Here is a 23,212-nt window from a genome sequence, read left to right on the forward strand (position 1 = left end):
GTGATCTGTGACGCTGGCTAGAGGGAGTGAATGATTTGGCGGGTGCGGATGCAGAGAAGCAAAGTTATAGCGCGATCGAACGGTTCATGTTTTTTACGACACCGATTCTATTCGCGATTGTCATGCTGGTTGTACTGCTAATCCTGTTTAACAGTGATATACGGAATAAAGCGCTGGAAGTCGGTAATTCGGTTCCTTTCCTTAAAGAAGTACTTCCGGAACCGAAAGCTGAAGCAGGGGCTGCTTCAGACGATGAAAAGTTGAAGACGGACAATATGTCCAAGAAAATCGCCGATCTGCAAGCTGAGCTTACAACGAAGGAACAGGAACTGGCGACTGCCGTAGAGTCCAAGACCGCGCAAGAGCAGCAGATCAAAGATCTTGAAGGCGAGATTGCTCAGTTGAAACGCTCGAATGAGGAACAGCTCGTAGAGGATGAACAGTATCAGGCGAAGGTGCTTGAGCTGTCGAACATGTTCTCGACCATTTCCCCGAGTAAAGCAGCGCCAATCATGCAGAGCATGACGCTTGAAGAGATGGTGCTTATCTTTAGCTCCATGCGTCCTGACGATCGCGTTCGGATTATGGAGAAGATGAATCCTCAGACGGCTGCCGATGCAGCAATCAAGCTGAAGGATGTTGGTACGGCGAAAGATTTGCAGATCGCTGCACTTCAATCGCAAGTGGATGAGCTGAAGTCGAAGACGACGAAGCCGGCCTCCTCCATGCTAGACGAGGAACAGCTAAGCGCAACGTTTACTTCGATGAATGCGAAAAGCGCGGCCGAATTGTTGATTAAGATGGTTGATGTCAGTCCTAGTAAAGCACTTCGGATATTGAATCTTGTAGATAATACGACACGTTCGGCAATATTAGCGGAAATGTCAGCCATTAATGAGTCGACAACGGCACAGCTAGTAACGAAGCTCATGAGCGGCAACTGATTTTTCACAGCATCCTTTTAGATCCTATCATGGAGAGGAGGTGAGAAAAATGGAAATGGTTATTCCGCAGGCAGTGAACGTTCAATCGCAAGCAGGAACATCGGCAGGTCAGAATCAAACTTCAAGCGCAACGAATGCTGCTGGAGGCTCAAGTGCCAGTGGCAGCTTTCAGAAAGCGCTCGTTCAACAAATCGGAGGCAACGCATCGCAAGCTGCTGGATCAGCCAAACCAATCGTTCAGATTGTTGGCGGTACACAGCCAGTGACAGCAGGCAATGAGAATGTAGACAGCTTAACGCTTCTATCGGATTTGATGTCATTGATTGACGGCTTGCTAGAGAAGCTGAAAGATGAGGATGGAAACATCGAGCCCGCTGTTGAACTTGAGGACAACTTGACGGAGCTTGAGTCGGCGTTAGATCAATTAAACGCATTGCTCGCGATGTTGGGCGCACCGATCGTAATGGTGAATCAACCTGCAGTAAACTTGCAAGCGAACAATGAAGAATCAGCGGACTTAGGGATTAACACGAATGCAGCTATGATCAAGAACAGCCTGCAGGATGCGTTATTGCAACTGCAAGCTCTCATGTCGCAAGGTGATCTGAAGCGTGTTAATCAGCAAGAGCCAACGACGTTAATTAGTCAACAGCTTCAAGCATTGGCAGCGTTGCTTCAGGACGATTCGGATTCTCAAATCAAGCAGGAAACGAAATCGGATTCCGCTTCGAATTCATTGTTTACGGCTGTATCTTCACCGAAGTCAGAAACGAGCACGCTACTGCAACGATTATCTCAACAAGCGTTGCATCCGTCTTATGTTGCTGCAGCAGCTGCGCAATCTTCTGAGAATACGGTTGATTCAGAAGCAGGACAACAAGCAGCAGCCGAACAAACACCGTTTGCGCCTGTGACGACAGCAAATGCTGAGCAAGCGAAAAACGCAGCTCCGCTTATTGCGAAGAATGCGCCTATCCAGTATGTGGTTGCTGAAGAATTCGCCGAAACGATGACTGGACTTGTCGTTCAAAAGTTCGACGTTACATCGGCAGACGGCGTATCGGAAGCGAAGCTGCTTTTATTCCCTGAACATATGGGGCAAGTAGACGTTCGTATCTCGATGCAAAACGGACAGCTGACAGCAATCTTCCATACAGATACGGCAGTAGCAAAAGATATGCTGGACAACCAGTTAGCCCAATTAAGAACGGCGCTGCAAGCGCAAGGATTAGTTGTCGATAAGCTGGAAGTATCCCAAGGCGGAGCATCCTCGCAATTGTTCGGTCAACATAACAGCCAAGGAAATGGGCAACAGGCATCTGGCAACCGACAATCCTCGAAAGGTAACGGCGATGGATCAGCAGATGCGGCCTTCGAGAACGAGATCGTTGAGCAGGTAACGATTCAAGGACTTGGATACGGCAGAGCAATCAATGTGAAGGCGTAGCGCTTAGCGGCGACAATGAGAAGAAACGGAGGTGATTAGAAATGGCAGACAGCGTTTCCTCCAAAGTAGTTTGGCCCAATTACAGTACAGATAATGTTCAGAAAGCGGCCGAGAAAAAGACGGATACGTTAGGCAAAGATCAGTTTCTAAGTATCCTAGTTACTCAGCTTCGCAATCAAGACCCGATGCAGCCTATGCAAGACAAAGATTTCATCGCTCAAATGGCTCAATTCACATCGGTTGAGCAGATGGTGAACATGGCAGATGAAGTGTCCAAGCTTCGCCAAAGCATCGGTTCCGCTTCTAGTCTAATCGGCAAAACGATCGAATGGAACGAGTATGACGAAGCAGGAACGATTATTCCTGTTAGCGGCGTCGTGGATTCGATCGTCTCGAAAGATGGCATTTTGTACGCAACCGCGGGAGAAAAGTCGGTCGCATTAGATTACGTGCTTGGCATTAAAGAAACGAGCGCCTCAGATTCTAGCGAGGAGGCTGAAGCATAATGAGTGACACGATGAAGATCGGCCATTTGTTTCCGGTCAAGAGCACTCCGCTTGTCCCAAGCAAAACTGCGGCATCACGCGGATCGCAATCAACGGAATTCCGCGACATGCTCGATGCGAAGGTGCTCAAGTTCAGCCATCATGCGGAATTGCGCATGCAGCAGCGCGGCATTAAGCTTCAACCCGAATCATTAACGAAGATTATGAATGCCGTCGAAGATGCGGCGTCCAAAGGCGCGAAAGATTCTTTGATCGTTTTCCGAGACATTGCGATGATCGTCAACGTTCCAAGTCGCACAGTCGTAACGGCACTGGACGGCGGTCAGATGCAGAGCAACGTATTTACTCAGATCGATAGCGCTGTAATTATTCAATAAGGCTGGACCTAATAGGAGGCCTCGAGCCGCCGACCGATTGAAGCGGCTTGCAGCAGCTCGCTATCGAATTGAAAAAACTTTTAGGAGGAATAACGAACAATGCTAAGATCGATGTACTCCGGCGTATCCGGTATGCGCGGTTTCCAAACAAAGCTCGATGTAATCGGTAATAATATCGCGAACGTGAACACAGTCGGCTTCAAAGCAGGTCGCGTCATGTTCAAAGATATTTTGAGCCAAACGGTTGCTGGCGTTACAGCACCAGAGGAAGGCGTCCGCGGCGGCGTCAACGCGAAGCAGATTGGCCTCGGCGTATCGATCGGTTCGATCGATACCGTTCATACGGCAGGCAGCGCTATGACGACGAACCAGCCGACAGACTTGCGTATCGACGGTGACGGTTTCTTCGTGGTTAGAGCTAACGACGACGCTGAAATGCTGCTGACTCGGGCAGGCAACTTCACGCTGGACGCGAACAGACAGCTCGTAACGGCTGACGGTTACTTCGTGCTTTCCGTGGACCAAGAGCCGATCGTCCTTGATCCGGAGGTAACGGCATTCTCCATTGGTCAAGACGGAACGGTTATGACGGTTACAGCTGACGGTACGGTTCCTGGACCGCAAATCGCTGTAGCTAAAGTCATCAATCCTAGCGGACTTGAGAAGCTTGGCGGCAATATGTACCGGATGACGGCAAATGCGAATCCGGAGGCTTCCATTGAAGACTATCTGACATTCGCAGGCGATCCTGAGTTTGGAACAGGCTCGATCATTGCAGGTCAGCTTGAAATGTCGAACGTGGACTTAACTGCTGAGTTCACAGAAATGATCGTTGCGCAACGCGGCTTCCAAGCCAACTCGCGTATCATTACGACATCCGACGAGATTTTGCAAGAGGTTGTTAACTTAAAACGATAATTTAAGTCTTAACCGGCGGGAGGCGGCGTAAGGCGTCTCCCCTAGGTGTGAGGGGGTAACTGATGATTACCGTAACGCGTTTGAACGGCACAAAAGTTATAATTAATGCGCTCTTAATTGAAGTGATCGAGGAGTCGGCTGATACAGTTATCACGCTTACGACTGGCAAGAAGATGGTCGTAAAGGAAAAGTCATCTGACCTGATACTGCTTAATCAGCAATTTCTTCGGACGATCGGCCTCATTGCGACGGCTCAGAAGAGTGAACAAACGGAGGGTCCTTCGACATGAAAAAGATGATGCCATGGTTGATTACGATTTTGCTGTCCATTACGCTTATCGCCATCGTAGCTGTAATTCTGTTCAAATCATTTTTGACGGATACAGATGCGGAGGCTGCCAACAAGCCAGTGGAAGTGAAAGTTTTGTCCGCCACTGAGCGCGTAGAGGTTACTTCCGAACTGAAAGATTTCCGACGGAATCTGCTCGACCCCGAATATGTGGTCATACTAAGCTTTGCTTTCCAACTGGATAGCAAAAAGGCGAAAGAAGATTTTGACAAGATCATGGAAATTGAAGTGCGTCCGATTATTAACCGCGCGGTTGCGGATATGACGGCGGAAGAACTGAGCGGCTCGAAGGGCGAAGACGCGCTGGAATCGAAGCTTCTTAACTTGATTAATCCTATTCTCGTCAAAGGCAAGCTTGTTAAGGTCGAGATTACCAACTTTACAATCGCAGAAATTTAAAGGTTAAGGCCGACATTCCTCGAAGGAGGTGAGAAAATTGGTTGATGTTTTATCGCAGAACGAAATAGATGCGCTGCTCGCTGCCTTGTCCTCAGGGGAAATGGATGCAGAGGATTTAAAGAAGGAAGATACGTCACGAAAAGTCAGTGTTTACAACTTCAAGCGCGCCACTCGTTTTTCGAAGGATCATATCCGGAGTTTGACTCGCATACACGAAAACTTCGCGCGATATTTGACAACCTATTTCTCAGCGCAACTTCGCACTTTTGTTCAAATTAACGTCGTTCACGTAGACCAATTGCCGTATGACGAATTTATTCGATCCATACCGAAAATGACGATTCTGAACATATTTGAAGCGGAGCCGCTGGAAGGGCGGATGGTGCTTGAGGTTCATCCCAATGTTGCCTACGCTATGCTCGACAGAATGTTAGGCGGCCAAGGCTCGGCGCCTTCCAAGATCAACAACTTGACCGAAATCGAAACAATGATTATGGAAAAAATCTTCAGCAAGACATTAGAAAGCTTGCAGGAAGCTTGGAGAACGATCATTGATATTTCGCCGAGCATGGAAGCCTTAGAGACAAATCCGCAGTTCATGCAGATTGTCTCGCCGAATGAGACGATCGCACTCATCTCTTTCAGCACGAAGATCGGCGATACAACGGGAATGATCAATCTTTGTATTCCTCATGTCGTCATCGAACCGATTATGCAAAGACTGTCCGTCCACCACTGGTTTGTATCGCAGAAGAAAGCGCGCGCCCCAGAGGAATACGAAATACTTGAACAACGGGTACATAGGGCGAAGCTTCCGATCGTTGCAGAACTTGGCGAATCTTCGATATCGATTAGCGAATTTCTAGGTTTGAATATCGGTGACGTTATTACATTAAATAAGCCGATTGAGGATGGACTCAAAATAAAAGTTGGAGATAAGCTTAAGTTCATCGGCAGTCCGGGTTCGGTTAAGGATCGGATTGCGATACAGGTGGACGAGGTTCTCAGCGAAGGAGTGGAAGAAGAATATGACGAGTAAAGACTATTTATCGCAAGAGGAAATCGATGCATTGCTTCGTCAATCCTCTAATGAGCCTGAATCAGCGCAGTCGACCGAACAAGCCGAACTATTGGAAGATTTCCTGTCGTCCTTGGAACAGGATGCGCTTGGCGAGATCGGTAACATTACGTTCGGAAGCGCGGCAACAGCTCTGTCTACGCTCCTAGGCAAAAAAGTCGATATTACGACACCGCAAGTTACATTGGTTAGACGCGATGAACTTGGAGATATCTTTCCGAAGCCGCATGTGGCCGTAAGCGTGCAATATGTAGATGGCTTCCAAGGGATCAACTCCCTAGTCATTAAGACGAAGGATGCACAAGTCATTGCCGACTTAATGTTAGGCGGCGAAGGCGAAGTATCGATCGAGGAGCTTAATGAGATTCATATAAGCGCCGTACAAGAAGCGATGAATCAAATGATGGGCTCGTCTGCGACTTCGATGTCAACGATCTTTAACCGCTTCGTAAACATATCGCCTCCAGGCATTGACATTCTGGATGTGAACAATGGCGACGGTTTAGGACATTTGCCTCCTGTCGACGTATTTATCAAAATCTCGTTCCGCTTAACGATTGGTGATCTTATCGATTCGACGATCATGCAACTGTTGCCGGTATCGTTCGCTAAGCAGATGGTTTCTACGCTTATGGGCGGCAGCTTCGATGATGAGGTTGCTCCAGCACAGGCGCCAGCGCCATCACCAGCGCCAGCGCCATCACCAGCGCCTGCTGCGGCTTCACCGGCGGCAGGCGAGCAAGCGGCAGCTTATCAGGAAGTTGCGGCAGCTCAGATGTATGCGATGCCTCCACAGACGCAACCAGGCATGCCTTACGGGGCGCCGGCAGCTGGATATGATATGCCAATGCAGCCCCCTGGACCGCATACATATGGACATCAAGCAGCAAATCGCAATGTCAATGTACAACCTGTTCAATTCGCTAATTTTGGCGGAGGTGCGTTCGTTCAACCTGATTCGACAAACCTCAATTTACTTCTCGACATACCGCTTAAGGTCACTGTAGAATTAGGAAGAACCCAAAAGCAAATTAAGGATATTCTTGAGCTGTCGCAAGGCTCCATTATCGAGCTGGACAAGCTGGCAGGCGAGCCAGTCGACATTCTCGTGAATAACAAACTGATCGCCAAAGGCGAAGTTGTCGTCATTGACGAAAACTTTGGCGTCCGCGTAACGGATATCGTAAGCCAATGGGACCGCATTCAAAAATTACAGTAACATCCTGGGAGGAAGAAAAAGATGGCAAACCGCATTCTTATCGTAGACGACGCAGCTTTTATGCGAATGATGATTCGCGACATTTTATCGAAGAACGGCTACGAAGTCGTCGGCGAAGCACCAGACGGCGCGCAGGCGGTTGAGAAGTATAAGGAATTGAAGCCTGACCTGACTACAATGGACATTACGATGCCTGAGATGGACGGCATCTCCGCATTGAAAGAAATCAAGAAGCTGGATGGCAACGCTAAAGTTATTATGTGTTCCGCTATGGGTCAACAAGCGATGGTTATCGATGCGATTCAAGCAGGCGCTAAAGACTTTATCGTGAAGCCATTCCAAGCGGACCGCGTAATCGAAGCGATCAAGAAGACGCTCGGATAAAGGTAACGCCATGGCTAACTTAATCTCGCGCGTCTCGATCGCATCTGCGCTTGGGACGGCGCTAATGCCAGGGCTCGCTTCGGCGGCGGAAGAAACGGTTAACAATGCGACTAATGATGAGCAGATGGTCTTCACCGGATCGGACAGTCTTGCAGGCAGCTTCGTATGGGTAATTGTGTCGCTGGCCATTGTTATCGTGCTAATCGTATTTGTAATCAAATGGCTGTCCCAGCGCAATCGGTCATGGGGAACGAATCGCTCGATGCGCTCGCTTGGCGGCATTGCGCTAGGACAGAACAATTCGGTGCAAGTCGTTGAAATTGCCGGACGCATCTATGTTGTCGGAATAGGCGAAAATATTACGCTGCTGGACAAGATTGTCGATCCAGAGGAAATTAAAGCGATTATTGAGTCGTTAGAACGTCAGCCTGAGCAAATGTGGCCTCAGAACGCCTTGAAGCAGTTCACAAGCAAGCTGCGCGGATCTAACACGGACAAAGATAAACAACCCGACAATGAGCAATGGAATCGTTCAACATCGTTCCAAAGCATGCTCCAAAGCAAGCTTACTCAGCAGTCGGACCGCAAGCAACAACTAGAGTCATTGCTTAACGATACTAAATCAAATGAACGGTTGATCGACGATGAGAAATAAATGGTGGATATCCATAGTAGCTGTACAACTGCTTGCTATGCTGTTCTACACGCCAGCATTCGCAGAGCCTATACCGGACATCTCCATTAATATCGGAGACAGCAGTTCAGGGGAGCCGGCAACGAGCGCATTATCCATTTTGCTGCTCATTACGGTTCTTAGTATCGCTCCGGCTATTATGGTGTTGATGACAAGTTTCACGCGTATTGTCATCGTGCTCAGTTTCGTCAGAACGTCGCTCGGCACGCAGATGATGCCGCCGAACCAAGTGCTTATCGGACTTGCTATGTTTCTAACCTTCTTTATAATGGCACCGACGTTCTCTCAAGTGAATGAGGTAGCATTGCAGCCTTATATGAAAGGCGAAATTTCACAAACCGAAGCGTTTGAGCAGGCTTCAATTCCTATGAAAGAGTTTATGTTCAAACATACGAGGGAGAAGGACCTGCAGCTGTTTATGAATTATACGAAGGCTGAGAAGCCGGAAACGTTTAAGGATATTCCGATTACCGTTCTCGTTCCAGCCTATGCGATAAGCGAGCTCAAGACAGCGTTCCAGATGGGTTTCATGATATTCATACCGTTTCTAGTCATCGACATGATCGTTTCAAGCACGCTGATGGCGATGGGGATGATGATGCTACCGCCGATTATGATTTCATTGCCCTTTAAGCTGCTATTGTTCGTTCTAGTCGACGGCTGGTATTTAATAGTCAAATCATTGCTGTTAAGCTTTAACACATGACAAAGGCAGGGAGGACCAGAAGAACATGAGTGCTGACTTCATTATCGGACTAGCCGGACAAGCCGTCTTTACGGTGTTGAAAGCCAGCGCGCCAATGCTCATTCTTGCTTTAGTCGTTGGCCTAATCGTCAGTATATTTCAAGCGACAACTCAGATTCAGGAACAGACGCTTGCATTTGTGCCCAAAATTGTAGCCGTTTTTATAGCCATCATCATTTTTGGCCCATGGATACTGAATACGGTCGTCGACTTCACTTACAATCTGCTGAATAATCTCCATAAGTACATCGGATAGGCTGTGAATGAATGGACGCGATCGTAACTGGCTTTCCTATTTTTTTGCTTATTTTTTGTCGAATTACGGCATTTTTCGTTGTCGCACCGGTCTTTTCTTCCCGAGGCGTACCGAGTACGTTCAAGATTGGGCTCGGTTTCTTCATTTCATTTATCGTATTTCTTACTTATGGAATGGAACAGACGATTCTACTGAATGCAGAATATGTATTAGCCATATTCCGTGAAATATTGCTTGGCGTCTTGTTGGGCTTCGTTGTGTATTTGTTCTTCTCGGTCGTCAACACGGCTGGTTCACTAATGGATATGCAGATCGGGTTCGCGATGGCCAACGTCATTGACCCGCATACGGGCACATCTCAGCCGCTGCTTGGCAACTTCAAGTATATGGTGATGATTCTGATCTTCTTGATGATGAATGGCCATCATTACTTGCTTAAAGGCCTAATGGACAGCTACCAATGGATGCCACTGTCGAATGAGCTATTTGCAAGAATAATGAGCGGCAGCATTTCCGACTTTCTTGTCAGGGTCGTTGGCAATACGTTTTTGCTCGCGCTGCAAGTTTCAGCACCACTTGTTACAGCAATGCTACTGACTGACGTGGGACTTGGCTTGTTAGCCAAGACAGCGCCGCAATACAACGTTTTTGTTATCGGCATGCCGCTTAAATTGATTATCGGCTTGTTCCTGCTCATTCTTCTGATGCCGGGTCTGGCGTCGATCTTCGAAAGGCTATATTCGATTATGTTCGAGTCGTTAGAACATATATTCGGCATCGTACAAGGGCCGCCCGCCGGGCGTTAGGAGGGCAGCATCGATGCGTACATATCGTTTTAAACTAGATTTGCAGCTGTTTAGTCAAGAGAAGACGGAGAAGGCGACACCTAAGAAAGTAAGTGAAGCCAGAAACAAAGGTCAAGTTGCCAAATCAAGCGATTTGCCTGGTGCGCTCGTTCTCCTTGCAATATTCTCCAGCTTCATGATGCTAGGCGGCTATTATAAGAAACATGTTCTGGGTTTGTTCGGCAATTTATTCGAGGATTGGCTCTCGATGGAGCTGACTACCGAGAACGTGATGACGCTGCTGCTTGATGTATCGGTAGAGATCTTAATGTTTTTACTGCCGATCTTCGCAATTGCGATGTTCATCGGCGTTGTCGGAAACGTCATGCAGTTCGGTTTTCTGCTTACTGGCGAGCCGTTAAAGATGAAACTGGAGAAGCTTAATCCGCTCAAAGGTTTTAAACAAATTTTTTCAATGAGGACGGTTGTTGAAGGACTTAAGAGCATCCTCAAGCTGCTCATCATCGGTATCTTCGTGTTCATGGCAATCAAGAGTGACTGGGAGCGAATATTAACGCTAACGACGATGCCAATTGAGCAGACATTCAGCTATATAGCGGGTCTGACGTTGAAGATCGGGCTGCAAGTCAGTGCAATGCTTGTTGTGCTTGCCTTCGCGGATTACTTCTATCAACGCTATGAGCACGCGAAGAGCTTGAAGATGTCCAAGCAAGATATAAAAGACGAACACAAGAAGTCAGAGGGAGATCCGATCATCAAGGGCCGCATTCGCGAGAAGCAGCGCAGAATGGCTTTGCAGCGCATGATGCAGGAGGTTCCGAAGGCCGATGTCGTTATCACGAACCCGACTCACTTTGCGATCGCACTCAAATATGACGCTTCGAATATGGAGGCACCTACTATAATCGCGAAGGGGATGGATCATGTAGCACTCCGTATCAAAGAGATTGCAAAGGAAAACGGAGTCATTACGATGGAAAACAAGCCGCTTGCCAGAGCGCTGTATGAACGGGCCGAGATCGGCGATGTGATCCCGGGTGATCTGTTCCAAGCTGTGGCTGAAGTGTTGGCATATGTATATAAAATGAAAGGCCGAGCAAAGTCATCATAAATTATAGGGAGGAGGCAGCGTCATGAAAGCAAGAGATATAATCATATTACTCGGTATCATTGGGATTGTTCTCATGATGATTATCCCGATCCCGGTGCTGCTGCTAGACTTTCTCCTTATCGTCAATATATCGATAGCGTTGATGATTTTACTTATTGCGATGAATACGCGGGAAGCGCTGGATTTCTCGATCTTCCCCGCCATTTTGCTCGTAACGACCTTGTTCCGATTAGCGCTTAACGTATCAACGACAAGAAATATTTTGAGTCATGCCCATGCAGGCGAAGTTGTTGAGACGTTCGGCAGATGGGTAGGCGGCGGTGAAATAGCAGTTGGTTTTATCGTCTTCCTAATCCTCGTCGTTGTTCAGTTCATCGTTATTACGAAAGGCTCCGAGAGGGTTGCGGAGGTTGCCGCAAGGTTCACTCTCGATGCAATGCCAGGCAAGCAGATGAGTATCGATGCTGACCTCAACGCCGGCTTGATTAATGAGACCCAAGCGAAAGAGCGCCGCTCCAAGATCGAACGTGAAGCCGACTTCTACGGCGCTATGGACGGTGCGAGTAAATTCGTAAAAGGCGACGCGATTGCGTCGATCATCATTCTATTGATTAACTTGGTAGGTGGCTTCATCATCGGGATGACGCTTCGTGGACTTAGCTTCGCCGAAGCGCTAGAGACATTCTCGATTTTAACGATCGGCGATGGACTCGTAAGCCAAATCCCGGCACTACTGATTTCGACGGCGGCAGGTCTTATTGTAACAAGAGCAGCTTCCAACGGAAACTTTGCCGAAGATGTCACAAGCCAATTATTCAAATATCCGAAGCTTCTTTACATAGCAGCGGGCACATTGTTTTTACTCGGTTTTACGCCAATCGGAATATTCAGAACATGGCCTTTCGCACTGTTACTAGCTTTTGGGGCATGGAAGATGCAGAAGGTCATCTCGAAGGAACAAGAACAAGCGGAAATGCTTGTCGAGGAGCAACAGATCGAGGAGGTTCGCAGTCCGGAGAGCGTTATCAGTCTTCTTCAGGTGGATCCGATCGAATTCGAATTCGGTTACGGCTTAATCCCGCTCGCCGACACGCAGCAAGGCGGCGACTTGCTTGATCGGATCATCATGATCCGCAGACAATGCGCGCTTGAGTTGGGACTTGTTGTCCCAGTCATCCGCATTCGAGATAACATTCAGCTTAAGCCGAACGAATATGTCATTAAGATCAAAGGCAATACAGTGGCGCGCGGTGATCTGCTGCTTAACCATTACTTGGCGATGAGCCCAGGCTTTGAAGACGATTCGGTTATCGGCATCGAAACGATGGAGCCGGCATTCGGTCTTCCAGCAATATGGATTGATGAGCAGATGAAGGAACGCGCCGAGCTGTCTGGCTATACGGTCGTGGATCCGCCTTCCGTCGTGGCGACGCATTTGACGGAAATTATTAAGCGCCATGCGCATGAACTGATCGGACGTCAAGAAGCGAAACTGCTGATCGAGAATGTGAAGGAAACGTATCCTGCTCTTATCGATGAACTCATTCCTTCGATTCTATCGATAGGCGAAATTCAAAAAGTGCTTGCGAAGCTGCTGCGTGAGAAAGTATCGATTCGCGATCTCGTAACCATATTCGAAGCGCTTGCCGATCATGGCAGCTATACCAAAGATCCGGATGTGCTGACGGAATATGTAAGACAATCGTTGTCCCGCCAAATTACACAACAGTTCTCGCCGCAAGGCGATACGCTTCGTGTCATTACGGTAGGCCCGCAGCTTGAGAAGAAGATTGCCGAATCGGTGCAACAGACGGAGCAGGGCAGCTATATCGCGCTTGATCCGGTATCAACGCAACAGATCTATCAGAAGCTTGCCGAACATGTGAACAGACAGATTCAAACCGGGCAGCAGCCAGTCGTACTCGCTTCGCCGACGATACGGATGTACTTAAGACAAATTGTCGAACGGACGATGCAGGATGTACCCGTGCTTTCGTACAGTGAACTGGAGCCGAACGTTGAAGTTCAAAGTATCGGGGTGGTGAACTTATGAGAGTAAAACGTTATATCGTTGACGCATTGCCGGAAGCCGTATCCATTATCCGGTCGGAGCTAGGCAAAGACGCTGTCATATTGAATTCGAAGGAAATAAAGATTGGCGGCTTCATGGGAATGTTCCGCAAAAAAAAGGTTGAAGTGATTGCAGCGGTAGAATCGACGCCTGCGAACGCTGTTCCGCAGCGGCAGGCACCACCCGAGGTGAACGCTGCAGCGATGCAGATTTTGCAAAACATGCAGCGTTCATCCGCCGCAGTTCAAGAAGCTGAAGCGCCTATTCTGCCCCCTGTATTAGCACCGCCTGCACCGGAATCGAAAGAAAGCATGCGGGCGGAACGGGAGCAGTTCATCATCGATGAGATTAGAGATTTACGGCAATATATGGTTCAGCTCTCTAAGCAGCAAAGCGAAAGAGCCTTTTATTCTGAGCAAATGCTGGAGCTTAAGGAGAGACTGATCGATCAGGAATTGTCAGACGAATGGATCGACCGCTTGCTGCAAGCTATTGCGGATAAGCAGAATGAGCAGCAAACCGAATTAGACAAGAAGCAGCTGTGGATTGAGGCAGCCAAATTGTTGGAAGAATGGATGCGCCCATTTGTTGGACAAGCAATCGATCCAGACGCAAGAGTCATCCATTTTGTTGGGCCTACAGGTGTGGGCAAGACGACCACCATTGCTAAGCTTGCCGCCGAGCAGACGATTAAGTTCAGCCGCAAGGTTGGTTTCATTACTTCGGATACGTACCGTATAGCAGCGGTAGATCAACTCCGCACGTATGCGAATATTTTGAACATTCCGCTTGAAGTCGTCGTGTCTCAGCCTGACTTAACGAAAGCGTATAAGCAGCTAGACGATCGCGAACTCATCTATATGGATACGGCGGGACGCAATTTCCGGAGCGAGCTTCATGTATCCGAGGTGTTTAGCCTGTTGCAAACGAAGGAGCCGAGCGAGACGATCCTTGTCCTTAGCTTAACGGCCAAGACGAAGGATATGGCGGCCGTTGCTGAGCAGTTTGCGAAGTATGGCGTACGGAAGGTATTGTTCACGAAACTGGACGAGACATCCGTTTTTGGAACGATCTTCAATCTGATTATGAAATACGAGCTGCTCCCTACATACTTGGCTGCTGGCCAGACGGTGCCGGACGATATAGAAAGGTTCCGGGTACAGTCCTATATTCAGCTTTTACTGGGGGATTCATCCCATGAATGACCAAGCAGAAGCGCTGCGAAATTTAATTAAGCAGAGAGAACGAATAGAAGAAGGTCGCCAGACCCGCATCGTTACCGTGACAAGCGGCAAAGGCGGCGTTGGGAAATCGAACTTCAGCCTTAACTTTGCTATCATGCTGAAGCGTCTCGGACAGAAGGTGCTCGTGTTCGATGCCGACATCGGAATGGCGAATATCGACGTTCTGATGGGAGTTTCGTCACGTTATAGTCTTTATCACTTACTTAAGCAAGAGAAAACGATATGGGACATTATACAGCTTGGTCCGGAAGGGCTGCACTTTATTGCTGGAGGTTCGGGCTTTAGCGATCTCCTGAACTTGACCAAGGAGCAGCTTGACGGCTTCGCTGAGCAAATCGATAAGTTGCATGGGCAATATGACATTATATTGTTCGATACAGGTGCGGGATTATCGAAGGAAACGGTAAAGTTTATTGCCGCTTCGCAAGAAACGATCGTAGTGACGACACCTGAACCTACCTCCATCACGGATGCTTACGCACTTATCAAGATGGTAATAGGGATGGATATTCACGTCCCGTTCAAGCTGATTGTCAATCGAGCAACGGATTATCGCGAAGGTCGCCAGACGGCCGACAAGATCAATCTCGTATCGAGTCAGTTTTTGCACATGGAGATTCCGTCACTTGGCATCGTGCCCGATGATTCGAACGTTTCCAAGGCTGTAAAACGACAAATTCCTTTTACTGTCGCATATCCGAGCTCGGAGGCTTCCTCAGCAATTGAACGAATTGCCATGCAATTTCTGGAGATGCCTAAAGCCGTAGAGACGGGAGGCGTCAAAGGGTTTTTACACAAAATGTTCAGACTTTCACGATAATCCTTTGAAATCTAGGGGGAACGCAGATGGCTCCTTATCGCATTCTAGTAGTAGATGACTCCGCCTTCATGCGGAAAATTATAAGCGATCTGATACTCCAAGATTCGCAATTCACGATTGTTGCCACTGCCGATAACGGCGAGGAGGCCATAAAAGCTGTTACGCAATGGAAGCCGGACGCTGTAACGCTGGATTTGGAAATGCCGCTTATGAACGGGCTCGAAGCGCTGAAGCACATTATGAAGGTTCATTCAATTCCGATCATTATGTTATCCGGCATTAGCGAAGATAACACAAGAGATACGATAAAAGCGCTGCAATACGGCGCATTCGACTTTATTCGGAAGCCGTCAAGCAGCATTTCCCACGATATTCATCAGGTTGGCGAGCAATTGCTGGAGAAACTGAAAATTGCCGTCTTGACGAAGCGTCATCAACCGGTCATCCAGATCCAAGAAGTCGAAGCGAGCAAAGTCGACGCAGCCATTATGCCGTTACTTAAACCTGTATCTGAACCTCAAAAATATGAGGATACGACGCCAAAGCCTGCTGCTCCTATCTTTAGTGAACGTAAGAAGCCTTTGCTTCAGCCGTCCAAGGACAAGCCGCTGCCGGCAAGGTCGACCACCCCTTTACATAAACCGCTTCATGATGCCGCTCCTAGCAAACCATTGTCGGCACTGAAAGCAAAACCTGCACATTCGCAGCCAAGCAGTCTTCCTAAGGAGTCGGTTGCGAAGGCGAAACCTGCACAATCGAGAGTGATTCAGCCACCGAATAATGTCGTTAAGCCATTATCGGGAACGGCTTCGAATTTCCGCCATATCGTAGCAATCGGCACATCGACTGGAGGACCAAGAGCGCTTCATGAAGTGATATGCTCGCTGCCAGCGAATTTCCCATCCCCTGTACTTGTTGTTCAGCATATGCCTCCGAAGTTCACGAAGTCGCTCGCACAGCGGTTGGACAGCTTTAGTCCGCTGCAGGTTGTAGAAGCGACCAATGGAGAAAAGGTAACGGCCGGTGTCGTATATATCGCGCCAGGCGGCTATCATATGATGCTGGACAAGGACACTGACGGATATCGGATCAAGTTGACAGAACAGCCAGTGCGAAATGGTCATCGTCCATCTGTTGATGTGTTGTTCGAATCATTAATCGATCATCAGGAGTTGAAGCGGCATGCGGTTATTATGACCGGCATGGGAAGCGACGGCGCCAAAGGAATGATGCAGCTCGCTCAAAGCGGTGCGGTATCAACGATTGCCGAATCCGAGGAAACTTGCGTCGTTTACGGCATGCCAAGATGTGCGATTGAAGGCGGGTACGCTCGAACTGTATTGCCGTTGCAACACATTGCGTCCGAGTTAGTGAATGCAGTGTTGAAATAAATGTTAGTGACTACCATAAGTACTTACAGGAGGTGTTTCTCGAAATGGATATGAATGCATACTTGTCCATGTTTATCGATGAATCGAACGATCACTTGCAAGCATTGAACGAAAACCTGCTCAAGCTTGAAGGCGAGCCCGGGGAGCTAAGCATCGTTCAAGCCATCTTCCGTTCCGCTCATACGCTTAAAGGGATGTCGGCAACGATGGGCTTCGAGGATCTGGCAGCTCTAACGCATGAGATGGAAAATGTGCTAGATCTCGTTCGTAATAGCAAGCTTAAGATGGATAGCTTTATATTTGATACATTGTTTAAAGGGCTTGACGCTTTGGAAGCGATGGTACAGGATATCGTTGGCGGAGGAACGGGCAAAGCGGACGTAACGGCGATCGTTGCTTCTCTTCAAGTCATTCTCAAAAGCGATTATAAATCGGGAGCTGCTTCGGCTCATCCTGTTGCAACTGAGGCTGCTAAGCCGTCTGCGGGAACAGCTGGAGCCATGCTGCTCGATGAATTCCAATCATCGGTATTGCTGCAATCGATCGAAAGCGGTCAGAATGTGTATCACATTCAAGTATCGGTCCGCGATAATTGCGTCTTGAAAGCGGCGCGTGCCTACATGGTATTCGACTTGCTTGAGCGCAGCGGCGAGATCGTGAAGTCAGAACCGTCCGTTCAGGATATCGAGCAAGAAAAGTTCGATCTATCGTTCTCTGTATTTACGATATCGCCGCTAGAGGGCGCAGATCTACAGAAACAAATTTCCGATATTTCAGAAATCGAATCGGCCGTCGTTACGTTGCTTGATCAGGAATCGCTGGCTATGCTAAGCCAATCGCCAGCGGCGCCTGCGATCGATAGTGCTGCCCAAGGGAACGAAACTGCAGCAGCACCTGTTATTGAAGCCCAAAGCCAAACGGCGGCGGCAACTGCTGCGGCGCCAGCTGCTCAAACGAGTGCATCTTCGGCTCCAGCGCCAGCCGTTTCGCGTACGATTCGCGTCGATATTGAACGTTTGGACACGCTTATGAATTTGTTCAGCGAACTGTTGATCGATCGTGTAAGGCTGGAGCAGCTGTCCAGTGAGATTAAACGCAATGATTTGACCGAGACGGTTGAGCACATGGCCCGTGTCAGCTCTGACTTGCAAAACATCGTTCTAAAGCTTCGCATGGTTCCAGTGGAATCGGTATTCAACCGCTTCCCGCGGATGATCCGGGATTTGGCTAAGTCGTTGGACAAGAAGATCGATCTCGTCATTTCCGGTGCTGAAACCGAACTTGACCGCACGGTCATCGATGAGATCGGCGATCCGCTTGTTCACTTGCTTCGCAACTCGGTGGATCATGGAATTGAGACGGTTGAAGAGCGTATAGCCGCGGGCAAATCGGAGACAGGTACGATCAATCTCCGCGCTTACCATAGCGGAAACCATGTATTTATTGAAGTGGAAGAAGACGGCCGAGGCATCCATAAGGATAAAGTGCTGAAGACCGCAATCAAGAATGGCGTCGTTACAGAGGAAGAAGCGAAGAAGCTGACGAACGATGAAATTAATATGCTCATCTTCGCTGCTGGATTTAGTACGGCCGACAAAATATCCGATATTTCCGGCCGCGGTGTTGGTCTTGACGTTGTTAGATCAAAGATCACATCACTCGGCGGAAACGTAACGGTAGATTCCGCGTCAGGCAGAGGAACGAAATTCTCTGTTCAGCTTCCGCTTACTTTGTCTATTATATCTGCAATGCTTGTTAAGCTAGGAAGCGAGAAGTATGCGATTCCTCTATCGTCCATCGTGGAGACGGGCATTATTCGCAAAGAGCAAGTGCTCCATGTACATGGCAATCGGATGATTGAATTCCGGAATACAATCATTCCTGTCGTATCGCTAAGCAAAGTTTTGGATTCACCTGATTATAACGAGGATACGGAAGACGAAACGGAAATTGTCGTCGTTCGCAAAGGCGAGAAATGGGCTGCCGTTACGGTAGACGAGTTCATCGGCCAAAGTGAAATCGTACTTAAGACGCTTGGCAAGTATCTGGCCAACATTGAAGCGATATCCGGAGCAACGATTCTCGGCGACGGCTACGTGGCACTTATCATTGATCCGAATGCACTCATTAAATAGGGAGGGTTTACAATGGGAGAAGAAGTAAAGGTTATCGTGTTCGCGCTAGGCAACGAGGAGTACGGTATTGAAGTAGATAAGGTTCGCACGATTGAAAGATTGTCTCCAATTACTCGTGTCCCGAAAACAGCGGCATTCATTAAAGGAGTTATTAATCTTCGCGGGATAGTCGTTCCCATTATTGATCTTCGCGGCCGCTTTAATCTATCCGAGACGCAGCCGACCGAAAATTCGCGGATAATCGTCGTAGCGGTAGGCGAGATTGAAGTAGGCTTTATCGTAGATGCAGCTAACGATGTCATTGATATCGACACGGATTCTATTGATTTGCCGCCAGAGATTGTTGGCGGCATTAAAGCGAAATATTTGCGCGGCATTGCGAAGCTCGGAGAAGGCCGGCTTCTTATTATGCTCAATCTATCGGAAGTCCTCAACAAAAACGAGATTGTCCAGCTAGCGCAAGTAGAGGCGTAGAAGTGAGTATATTTAGTCGTTTCGAAGCCTTCGAGCTAGATGTACTGAAAGAAGTAGGTAATATTGGGGCGGGCAATGCAGCGACCGCATTGTCCCGTCTTCTGGACAAGCCGGTTGATATGGCTGTTCCCAAAGTAAGCTTGCTTCCTTTCGAAGAAGTTGCCGATCGGGTTGGCGGCTCGGAACAAATTGTGTTCGCCGTTTTCCTTCGCGTAGAAGGGGACGCCCCGGGCAATATGTTCTTTATCATCGAGGAAGCATCGGCTGAACGCTTGTTAAGACAATTATTGTCTATACGAGAGGAAGGCCAAGAAGGTTATTCAGAGATGGAGCTTTCCGCGTTATGCGAGATTGGCAATATACTCGCCGGATCGTACTTATCATCGCTGGCCGATTTTACTCATCTGACGATGGCGCCGTCTGTTCCACAGATTGCGCTTGATATGGCGGGAGCTATTCTTAGTTATGGACTTGTCCAATATGGCGAGATGGGCGACTCTGCAATGCTGATCGAAACGACTTTCTTAGAAGATCGTGAGGCGCTAGAGGGGCACTTCTTCCTAATCCCGGATCCAGAATCGTTCGACAAAATATTCAGGGCCCTGGGAGTCGTTCAATGATACAGCAAAATGTGATCAAGGTAGGCATGGCAGATCTGAATATCGCAATGGACGGGGCAATCCTTAAGACGACTGGACTTGGTTCCTGTGTGGGTCTTACGTTGTTTGACCCGATTCGCAAAATAGCCGGTATGGCGCATGTCATGCTGCCTTCATCAGATATTGCCCGCGAAACTACAATTAATTTGGCAAAATATTCGGATACGGCAATTCCTGAATTGCTGGATCGAATGCTTGCACAAGGCGCGCGAATAGAGCGTATGAAAGCGAAGATGGCTGGAGGCGCACAAATGTTTGCGATGTCCGGACATAGCGATACGATGAGAATCGGACCGCGTAACGTAGAATCGTGCACAGCAATGCTTCATCGATTCAAGATTCCGATCCTTTCACAAGATACCGGAGGCAGTGTCGGCCGCACGATTGAAATAGACAGCAACAGCGGCATACTTTCGATACGAAGTGTGCAGTTTGGAATAAAGGAGATTTGACATGCTAGGAACATGGCGATGGAATGTTGGATTAGGATTCGTCGGCACGGTACTGACGGTAGCTTTCTCACTCGGAGCGAATCCGCTTGGCGTAGTACTGCTTCGAAGCGCGTATGCTTTCATCGCTTTCTTTGTTCTTGCGTATGCGGTACGAGCAGTGTTTGCCATCATCCTTAAACCTCCGGCGCTAATTGGAGAACCATCCGAAAGCGCGGAAGCTGCCGGCAGCCTAACAGGAGGGCAGCTCGATCTTCAGACGCCGAACGAAAGTGACGATTTGAATGAGCTGCTCAAGAAACAGATGCGAGAAGACAATTCTACTGTTGGAGCCCAAAAGCAGGAGGCTGTTAGCGCGTTTCAACCGCTTAATCCTCCTCAATTGCTTTCTACAAAAAATTCACAGCCTGAGGAATTGGCTAAGGCCATTCGTCACCTGACAGGAGAGTGAATCGATGGCCGAGCCAAAAACCGCACATCTGACAAACATCCAGATGTGGCAAGCGTGGAGAGAACGTGGTGAAGTCGAAGCTAAGAAGCAATTGATCGAACAATATTTGCCGCTTGTTGATTACGTTACGAATCGTATGGCAATCGGCCTGCCCAAAAACGTAATTAAGGATGATCTCGCTAGCAATGGCGTTATGGGTTTAATCGATGCAATCGAGAAGTTTGATTATTGCAGGGGATTGCAATTCGAGACTTATGCTTCATGGCGTATACGCGGTGCAATTATCGATGGATTGCGGCAAGGCGATTGGGTGCCTCGTTCGGTGCGCGAGAAAGCGAAGCGAGTGGAGGAAGCCTATCAGCATCTCGAGCAGCAGTATTTGCGTTCCGTAACAGATGCCGAGATTAGCTCCTATTTGCAAATATCGGAGAAAGAATTTGCCGGCATGCTTCAAGACATTGCAGTGACGACGGTATGCTCCTTGGAAGATCCCATTCGTGAAGAGGAATCCGAGACACGTATGTCATTGCTGGTGGACGACAAAGCGAAAAATCCCGATCACAAGGTTCATGAGTTTTATATGAAGGAATCGTTAGTGAAGGGGATCGAAAGATTGACCGAGAAGGAACGTACGGTAGTATCCTTGTTCTACTACGAGGAATTGTCTTTGAGCGAAATAGCTGAAGTGATGTCATTATCGCCTTCGAGAATTTCCCAGCTCCATTCCAAAGCGATTTTACGTTTGCGCGGAGCGCTGGCTAAACATAAGGATCAACTCTTGCAGCATTAGAAAGGAGGAGATAAGGTGGATGATCAACAATTAGACAGCTTTCTGCGCGTCCAGACTTCAGCGGACAAGATGTCGGCCTTCTTAACCTTTAGCCGAATAACGGATGAATTCGAGTGTACAGCTGAGCAGTTGGAGCGTTTTGTACGGAGCAAAGGAATTGTCCAAGGGCTTCAGACAGAGATGCTAAATTACATAAGCAGTAATCCGCTAGCCTATTGCAAGGAACAAACCATCATTGCAAAGGGCAGATCAGCGCAACCCGGCAAAGATGGATACATTAACCTTATCTATGAACTTGAACAGCGGGATAAACGTCCGTCCGAGAATGAAGACGGCAAAATTGACTTCAAGGATGTTAATAAGCTGAAGAACGTTACGCGAGGGCAACTGATCGCTGAACGAATTGATCCGCAGCCAGGGCCATCCGGAGTAACGGTTAACGGAGAAGTGATTCCTTCCAAGCTGGGCAAGCAGGTACGTTTCAAAGTAGGCAAGAACGTTGTGCTTAATCCGGAACAAACGGCTATGTATGCGGCAATTGACGGTCTGATCACGATGACGGATAAGGAAAAGATTAACGTCTTTCCGATCTATGAAGTGAATGGCGACGTTGACTATCGTGTCGGAAACATTGATTTTGTCGGAACGGTCGTCATTCGCGGCAACGTACTTAACGGCTTCCGTATAAAAGCAGCTGGCGATATTCGCGTTATAGGCGGCGTAGAAGGCGCTGAGCTTGATTCAGAAGGCTCTATTGAGATTACAGGGGGTATTCTCGGTGGAAATAAGGGGCATGTAAAGGCTGGGCGCAACGTGCGCAGTTCCTTTATTCAAGAAGCGAATGTCATTGCCGGTGAAGATATTCTCGTCTCCCAAAGCATTATGCATTCAAGCATAAGAGCGGGCAAAAGCATCGTTTGCTCAGGAGCAAAAGGATTAATCGTTGGCGGCATCGTTCAAGCAGGCGACTTGGTGCGTGCCCGCACCGTCGGCAACACGATGTCTACAGCAACAGCGATCGAGGTTGGCGTGAAGCCCGAGTTCCGTTATGAACTGCAGGAGCTAAGGACGAGGTTGAAGCAATCTGCGGAAAGCTTGGACAAAACGGATAAAGCGCTTACGATTCTCGATCAGCTGGCCGCAGCTGGACAACTCTCCGAGGAGAAGATGGCTTTGCGGGTTAAGCTTAGCGTGACGAAGCGTCAGACTAAGGTAGAGGTAGAGGAGACGAGAATGCGCATTCTCGAGATTGAACGTTCGCTGGAAGATACGGATCGGGCCACGATTGAGGTCGTACATACGATCTACGGCGGAACGAAGGTCGTCATCGGACGTTATACCAAATTCGTTAAAGACGCAGCGCAGCGAGTATCTTTCCGTTATCAGGACGGGGATATTTCTATGAATCCATTAATCTCCTAATCACATTAGAAGTCCAAGTCCTTGAAGTATAAGCGAACTTAAGCATTTAACTGCGGCAAGAAACAGAGATAGA

General features: G+C 48.4%; 26 protein-coding genes. All 26 read left to right on the top strand.

Annotated features, from left to right (window positions below):
• The first annotated feature begins 26 nt into the window (after nt 1-26).
• The gene (locus tag AC0YN0_RS06785) at nt 27-944 is read left to right on the top strand and encodes a MotE family protein (protein WP_475820543.1); all 918 of its coding nucleotides are present in this window, start codon (nt 27-29) and stop codon (nt 942-944) included.
• Nucleotides 945-993: 49 nt separating this feature from the next.
• On the top strand, nt 994-2,391 hold the full coding sequence (locus AC0YN0_RS06790; RefSeq protein ID WP_475820544.1) for a flagellar hook-length control protein FliK: 1,398 nt from the start codon (nt 994-996) through the stop codon (nt 2,389-2,391).
• A gap of 41 nt (nt 2,392-2,432) precedes the next feature.
• Nucleotides 2,433-2,897, top strand: a complete 465-nt coding sequence (locus AC0YN0_RS06795) for a flagellar hook capping FlgD N-terminal domain-containing protein (RefSeq protein ID WP_475820545.1) — start codon at nt 2,433-2,435, stop codon at nt 2,895-2,897.
• Nucleotides 2,897-3,274 carry a TIGR02530 family flagellar biosynthesis protein gene (locus AC0YN0_RS06800; RefSeq protein ID WP_442053150.1) on the top strand — a complete coding sequence of 126 codons (378 nt, stop codon included), beginning with the start codon at nt 2,897-2,899 and terminating at the stop codon, nt 3,272-3,274. The genes AC0YN0_RS06795 and AC0YN0_RS06800 overlap by 1 nt, the downstream gene beginning before the upstream one ends.
• 99 nt (nt 3,275-3,373) lie before the next feature.
• Nucleotides 3,374-4,192: a flagellar basal body rod protein FlgG gene (flgG, locus tag AC0YN0_RS06805; protein ID WP_442053151.1), complete on the top strand. Its 819-nt coding sequence runs from the start codon at nt 3,374-3,376 to the stop codon at nt 4,190-4,192.
• 62 nt (nt 4,193-4,254) lie between these two features.
• Nucleotides 4,255-4,482, top strand: coding sequence for a flagellar FlbD family protein (locus AC0YN0_RS06810; RefSeq protein ID WP_337098855.1), 228 nt, complete (start codon nt 4,255-4,257; stop codon nt 4,480-4,482).
• On the top strand, nt 4,479-4,940 hold the full coding sequence (locus tag AC0YN0_RS06815; protein WP_442053153.1) for a flagellar basal body-associated FliL family protein: 462 nt from the start codon (nt 4,479-4,481) through the stop codon (nt 4,938-4,940). The genes AC0YN0_RS06810 and AC0YN0_RS06815 overlap by 4 nt, the downstream gene beginning before the upstream one ends.
• 37 nt (nt 4,941-4,977) lie before the next feature.
• Nucleotides 4,978-5,979: a flagellar motor switch protein FliM gene (gene fliM / locus AC0YN0_RS06820; protein WP_442053154.1), complete on the top strand. Its 1,002-nt coding sequence runs from the start codon at nt 4,978-4,980 to the stop codon at nt 5,977-5,979.
• A complete protein-coding gene (fliY, locus tag AC0YN0_RS06825) occupies nt 5,969-7,237 on the top strand; it encodes a flagellar motor switch phosphatase FliY (RefSeq protein WP_475820546.1) in 1,269 nt (422 codons plus the stop codon). The genes fliM and fliY overlap by 11 nt, the downstream gene beginning before the upstream one ends.
• A gap of 21 nt (nt 7,238-7,258) precedes the next feature.
• Nucleotides 7,259-7,621: a response regulator gene (locus AC0YN0_RS06830; RefSeq protein ID WP_235233882.1), complete on the top strand. Its 363-nt coding sequence runs from the start codon at nt 7,259-7,261 to the stop codon at nt 7,619-7,621.
• A 10-nt stretch (nt 7,622-7,631) separates the two neighbouring features.
• A complete protein-coding gene (locus AC0YN0_RS06835) occupies nt 7,632-8,276 on the top strand; it encodes a flagellar biosynthetic protein FliO (RefSeq protein ID WP_475820547.1) in 645 nt (214 codons plus the stop codon).
• Entirely contained in the window at nt 8,266-9,021 is a 756-nt protein-coding gene (gene fliP / locus AC0YN0_RS06840; RefSeq protein WP_442053572.1) for a flagellar type III secretion system pore protein FliP, read from the top strand. Before AC0YN0_RS06835 ends, fliP begins: the two co-directional genes overlap by 11 nt.
• Nucleotides 9,022-9,046: 25 nt before the next feature.
• Nucleotides 9,047-9,316, top strand: a complete 270-nt coding sequence (fliQ, locus tag AC0YN0_RS06845) for a flagellar biosynthesis protein FliQ (RefSeq protein WP_337098863.1) — start codon at nt 9,047-9,049, stop codon at nt 9,314-9,316.
• An 11-nt stretch (nt 9,317-9,327) separates the two neighbouring features.
• Nucleotides 9,328-10,122 (top strand): flagellar biosynthetic protein FliR, encoded by a 795-nt coding sequence (gene fliR, locus AC0YN0_RS06850; RefSeq protein WP_475820548.1) that lies wholly within the window; start codon nt 9,328-9,330, stop codon nt 10,120-10,122.
• A 13-nt stretch (nt 10,123-10,135) separates the two neighbouring features.
• Nucleotides 10,136-11,233, top strand: coding sequence for a flagellar biosynthesis protein FlhB (flhB, locus tag AC0YN0_RS06855; RefSeq protein ID WP_475820549.1), 1,098 nt, complete (start codon nt 10,136-10,138; stop codon nt 11,231-11,233).
• Nucleotides 11,234-11,255: 22 nt separating this feature from the next.
• Nucleotides 11,256-13,286 carry a flagellar biosynthesis protein FlhA gene (gene flhA, locus AC0YN0_RS06860; protein ID WP_475820550.1) on the top strand — a complete coding sequence of 677 codons (2,031 nt, stop codon included), beginning with the start codon at nt 11,256-11,258 and terminating at the stop codon, nt 13,284-13,286.
• Entirely contained in the window at nt 13,283-14,509 is a 1,227-nt protein-coding gene (flhF, locus tag AC0YN0_RS06865) for a flagellar biosynthesis protein FlhF (RefSeq protein WP_475820551.1), read from the top strand. Before flhA ends, flhF begins: the two co-directional genes overlap by 4 nt.
• Nucleotides 14,502-15,368, top strand: a complete 867-nt coding sequence (locus tag AC0YN0_RS06870) for a MinD/ParA family protein (RefSeq protein WP_475820552.1) — start codon at nt 14,502-14,504, stop codon at nt 15,366-15,368. Before flhF ends, AC0YN0_RS06870 begins: the two co-directional genes overlap by 8 nt.
• A 26-nt stretch (nt 15,369-15,394) precedes the next feature.
• A complete protein-coding gene (locus AC0YN0_RS06875) occupies nt 15,395-16,759 on the top strand; it encodes a protein-glutamate methylesterase/protein-glutamine glutaminase (RefSeq protein ID WP_475820553.1) in 1,365 nt (454 codons plus the stop codon).
• Between the two features lie 44 nt (nt 16,760-16,803).
• On the top strand, nt 16,804-18,894 hold the full coding sequence (locus AC0YN0_RS06880) for a chemotaxis protein CheA (protein ID WP_475820554.1): 2,091 nt from the start codon (nt 16,804-16,806) through the stop codon (nt 18,892-18,894).
• A gap of 12 nt (nt 18,895-18,906) precedes the next feature.
• Nucleotides 18,907-19,368 carry a chemotaxis protein CheW gene (locus AC0YN0_RS06885; RefSeq protein ID WP_337098873.1) on the top strand — a complete coding sequence of 154 codons (462 nt, stop codon included), beginning with the start codon at nt 18,907-18,909 and terminating at the stop codon, nt 19,366-19,368.
• Between the two features lie 2 nt (nt 19,369-19,370).
• The gene (locus tag AC0YN0_RS06890) at nt 19,371-19,988 is read left to right on the top strand and encodes a chemotaxis protein CheC (protein WP_442052516.1); all 618 of its coding nucleotides are present in this window, start codon (nt 19,371-19,373) and stop codon (nt 19,986-19,988) included.
• On the top strand, nt 19,985-20,479 hold the full coding sequence (locus tag AC0YN0_RS06895; RefSeq protein ID WP_475820555.1) for a chemotaxis protein CheD: 495 nt from the start codon (nt 19,985-19,987) through the stop codon (nt 20,477-20,479). Before AC0YN0_RS06890 ends, AC0YN0_RS06895 begins: the two co-directional genes overlap by 4 nt.
• A 1-nt stretch (nt 20,480) precedes the next feature.
• Complete coding sequence (locus tag AC0YN0_RS06900; RefSeq protein ID WP_475820556.1) at nt 20,481-20,927, top strand: hypothetical protein; 447 nt, start codon at nt 20,481-20,483, stop codon at nt 20,925-20,927.
• A gap of 4 nt (nt 20,928-20,931) precedes the next feature.
• A complete protein-coding gene (locus AC0YN0_RS06905) occupies nt 20,932-21,717 on the top strand; it encodes a FliA/WhiG family RNA polymerase sigma factor (protein WP_442052519.1) in 786 nt (261 codons plus the stop codon).
• A gap of 15 nt (nt 21,718-21,732) precedes the next feature.
• Nucleotides 21,733-23,139, top strand: coding sequence for a DUF342 domain-containing protein (locus AC0YN0_RS06910; protein ID WP_475820557.1), 1,407 nt, complete (start codon nt 21,733-21,735; stop codon nt 23,137-23,139).
• Nucleotides 23,140-23,212: the final 73 nt, after the last annotated feature.

This window comes from Paenibacillus sp. J22P218 (assembly GCF_056269195.1).

What these genes read in the sequence shown, in the direction of transcription:
- AC0YN0_RS06790 (WP_475820544.1), top strand. Translation starts at nt 994, where the DNA reads ATGGAAATGGTTATTCCGCAGGCAGTGAACGTTCAATCGCAAGCAGGA.
- AC0YN0_RS06795 (WP_475820545.1), top strand. Translation starts at nt 2,433, where the DNA reads ATGGCAGACAGCGTTTCCTCCAAAGTAGTTTGGCCCAATTACAGTACA.
- AC0YN0_RS06800 (WP_442053150.1), top strand. Translation starts at nt 2,897, where the DNA reads ATGAGTGACACGATGAAGATCGGCCATTTGTTTCCGGTCAAGAGCACT.
- flgG (WP_442053151.1), top strand. Translation starts at nt 3,374, where the DNA reads ATGCTAAGATCGATGTACTCCGGCGTATCCGGTATGCGCGGTTTCCAA.
- AC0YN0_RS06810 (WP_337098855.1), top strand. Translation starts at nt 4,255, where the DNA reads ATGATTACCGTAACGCGTTTGAACGGCACAAAAGTTATAATTAATGCG.
- AC0YN0_RS06815 (WP_442053153.1), top strand. Translation starts at nt 4,479, where the DNA reads ATGAAAAAGATGATGCCATGGTTGATTACGATTTTGCTGTCCATTACG.
- fliY (WP_475820546.1), top strand. Translation starts at nt 5,969, where the DNA reads ATGACGAGTAAAGACTATTTATCGCAAGAGGAAATCGATGCATTGCTT.
- AC0YN0_RS06830 (WP_235233882.1), top strand. Translation starts at nt 7,259, where the DNA reads ATGGCAAACCGCATTCTTATCGTAGACGACGCAGCTTTTATGCGAATG.
- AC0YN0_RS06835 (WP_475820547.1), top strand. Translation starts at nt 7,632, where the DNA reads ATGGCTAACTTAATCTCGCGCGTCTCGATCGCATCTGCGCTTGGGACG.
- fliP (WP_442053572.1), top strand. Translation starts at nt 8,266, where the DNA reads ATGAGAAATAAATGGTGGATATCCATAGTAGCTGTACAACTGCTTGCT.
- fliQ (WP_337098863.1), top strand. Translation starts at nt 9,047, where the DNA reads ATGAGTGCTGACTTCATTATCGGACTAGCCGGACAAGCCGTCTTTACG.
- fliR (WP_475820548.1), top strand. Translation starts at nt 9,328, where the DNA reads ATGGACGCGATCGTAACTGGCTTTCCTATTTTTTTGCTTATTTTTTGT.
- flhB (WP_475820549.1), top strand. Translation starts at nt 10,136, where the DNA reads ATGCGTACATATCGTTTTAAACTAGATTTGCAGCTGTTTAGTCAAGAG.
- flhA (WP_475820550.1), top strand. Translation starts at nt 11,256, where the DNA reads ATGAAAGCAAGAGATATAATCATATTACTCGGTATCATTGGGATTGTT.
- flhF (WP_475820551.1), top strand. Translation starts at nt 13,283, where the DNA reads ATGAGAGTAAAACGTTATATCGTTGACGCATTGCCGGAAGCCGTATCC.
- AC0YN0_RS06870 (WP_475820552.1), top strand. Translation starts at nt 14,502, where the DNA reads ATGAATGACCAAGCAGAAGCGCTGCGAAATTTAATTAAGCAGAGAGAA.
- AC0YN0_RS06875 (WP_475820553.1), top strand. Translation starts at nt 15,395, where the DNA reads ATGGCTCCTTATCGCATTCTAGTAGTAGATGACTCCGCCTTCATGCGG.
- AC0YN0_RS06880 (WP_475820554.1), top strand. Translation starts at nt 16,804, where the DNA reads ATGGATATGAATGCATACTTGTCCATGTTTATCGATGAATCGAACGAT.
- AC0YN0_RS06885 (WP_337098873.1), top strand. Translation starts at nt 18,907, where the DNA reads ATGGGAGAAGAAGTAAAGGTTATCGTGTTCGCGCTAGGCAACGAGGAG.
- AC0YN0_RS06895 (WP_475820555.1), top strand. Translation starts at nt 19,985, where the DNA reads ATGATACAGCAAAATGTGATCAAGGTAGGCATGGCAGATCTGAATATC.
- AC0YN0_RS06900 (WP_475820556.1), top strand. Translation starts at nt 20,481, where the DNA reads ATGCTAGGAACATGGCGATGGAATGTTGGATTAGGATTCGTCGGCACG.
- AC0YN0_RS06905 (WP_442052519.1), top strand. Translation starts at nt 20,932, where the DNA reads ATGGCCGAGCCAAAAACCGCACATCTGACAAACATCCAGATGTGGCAA.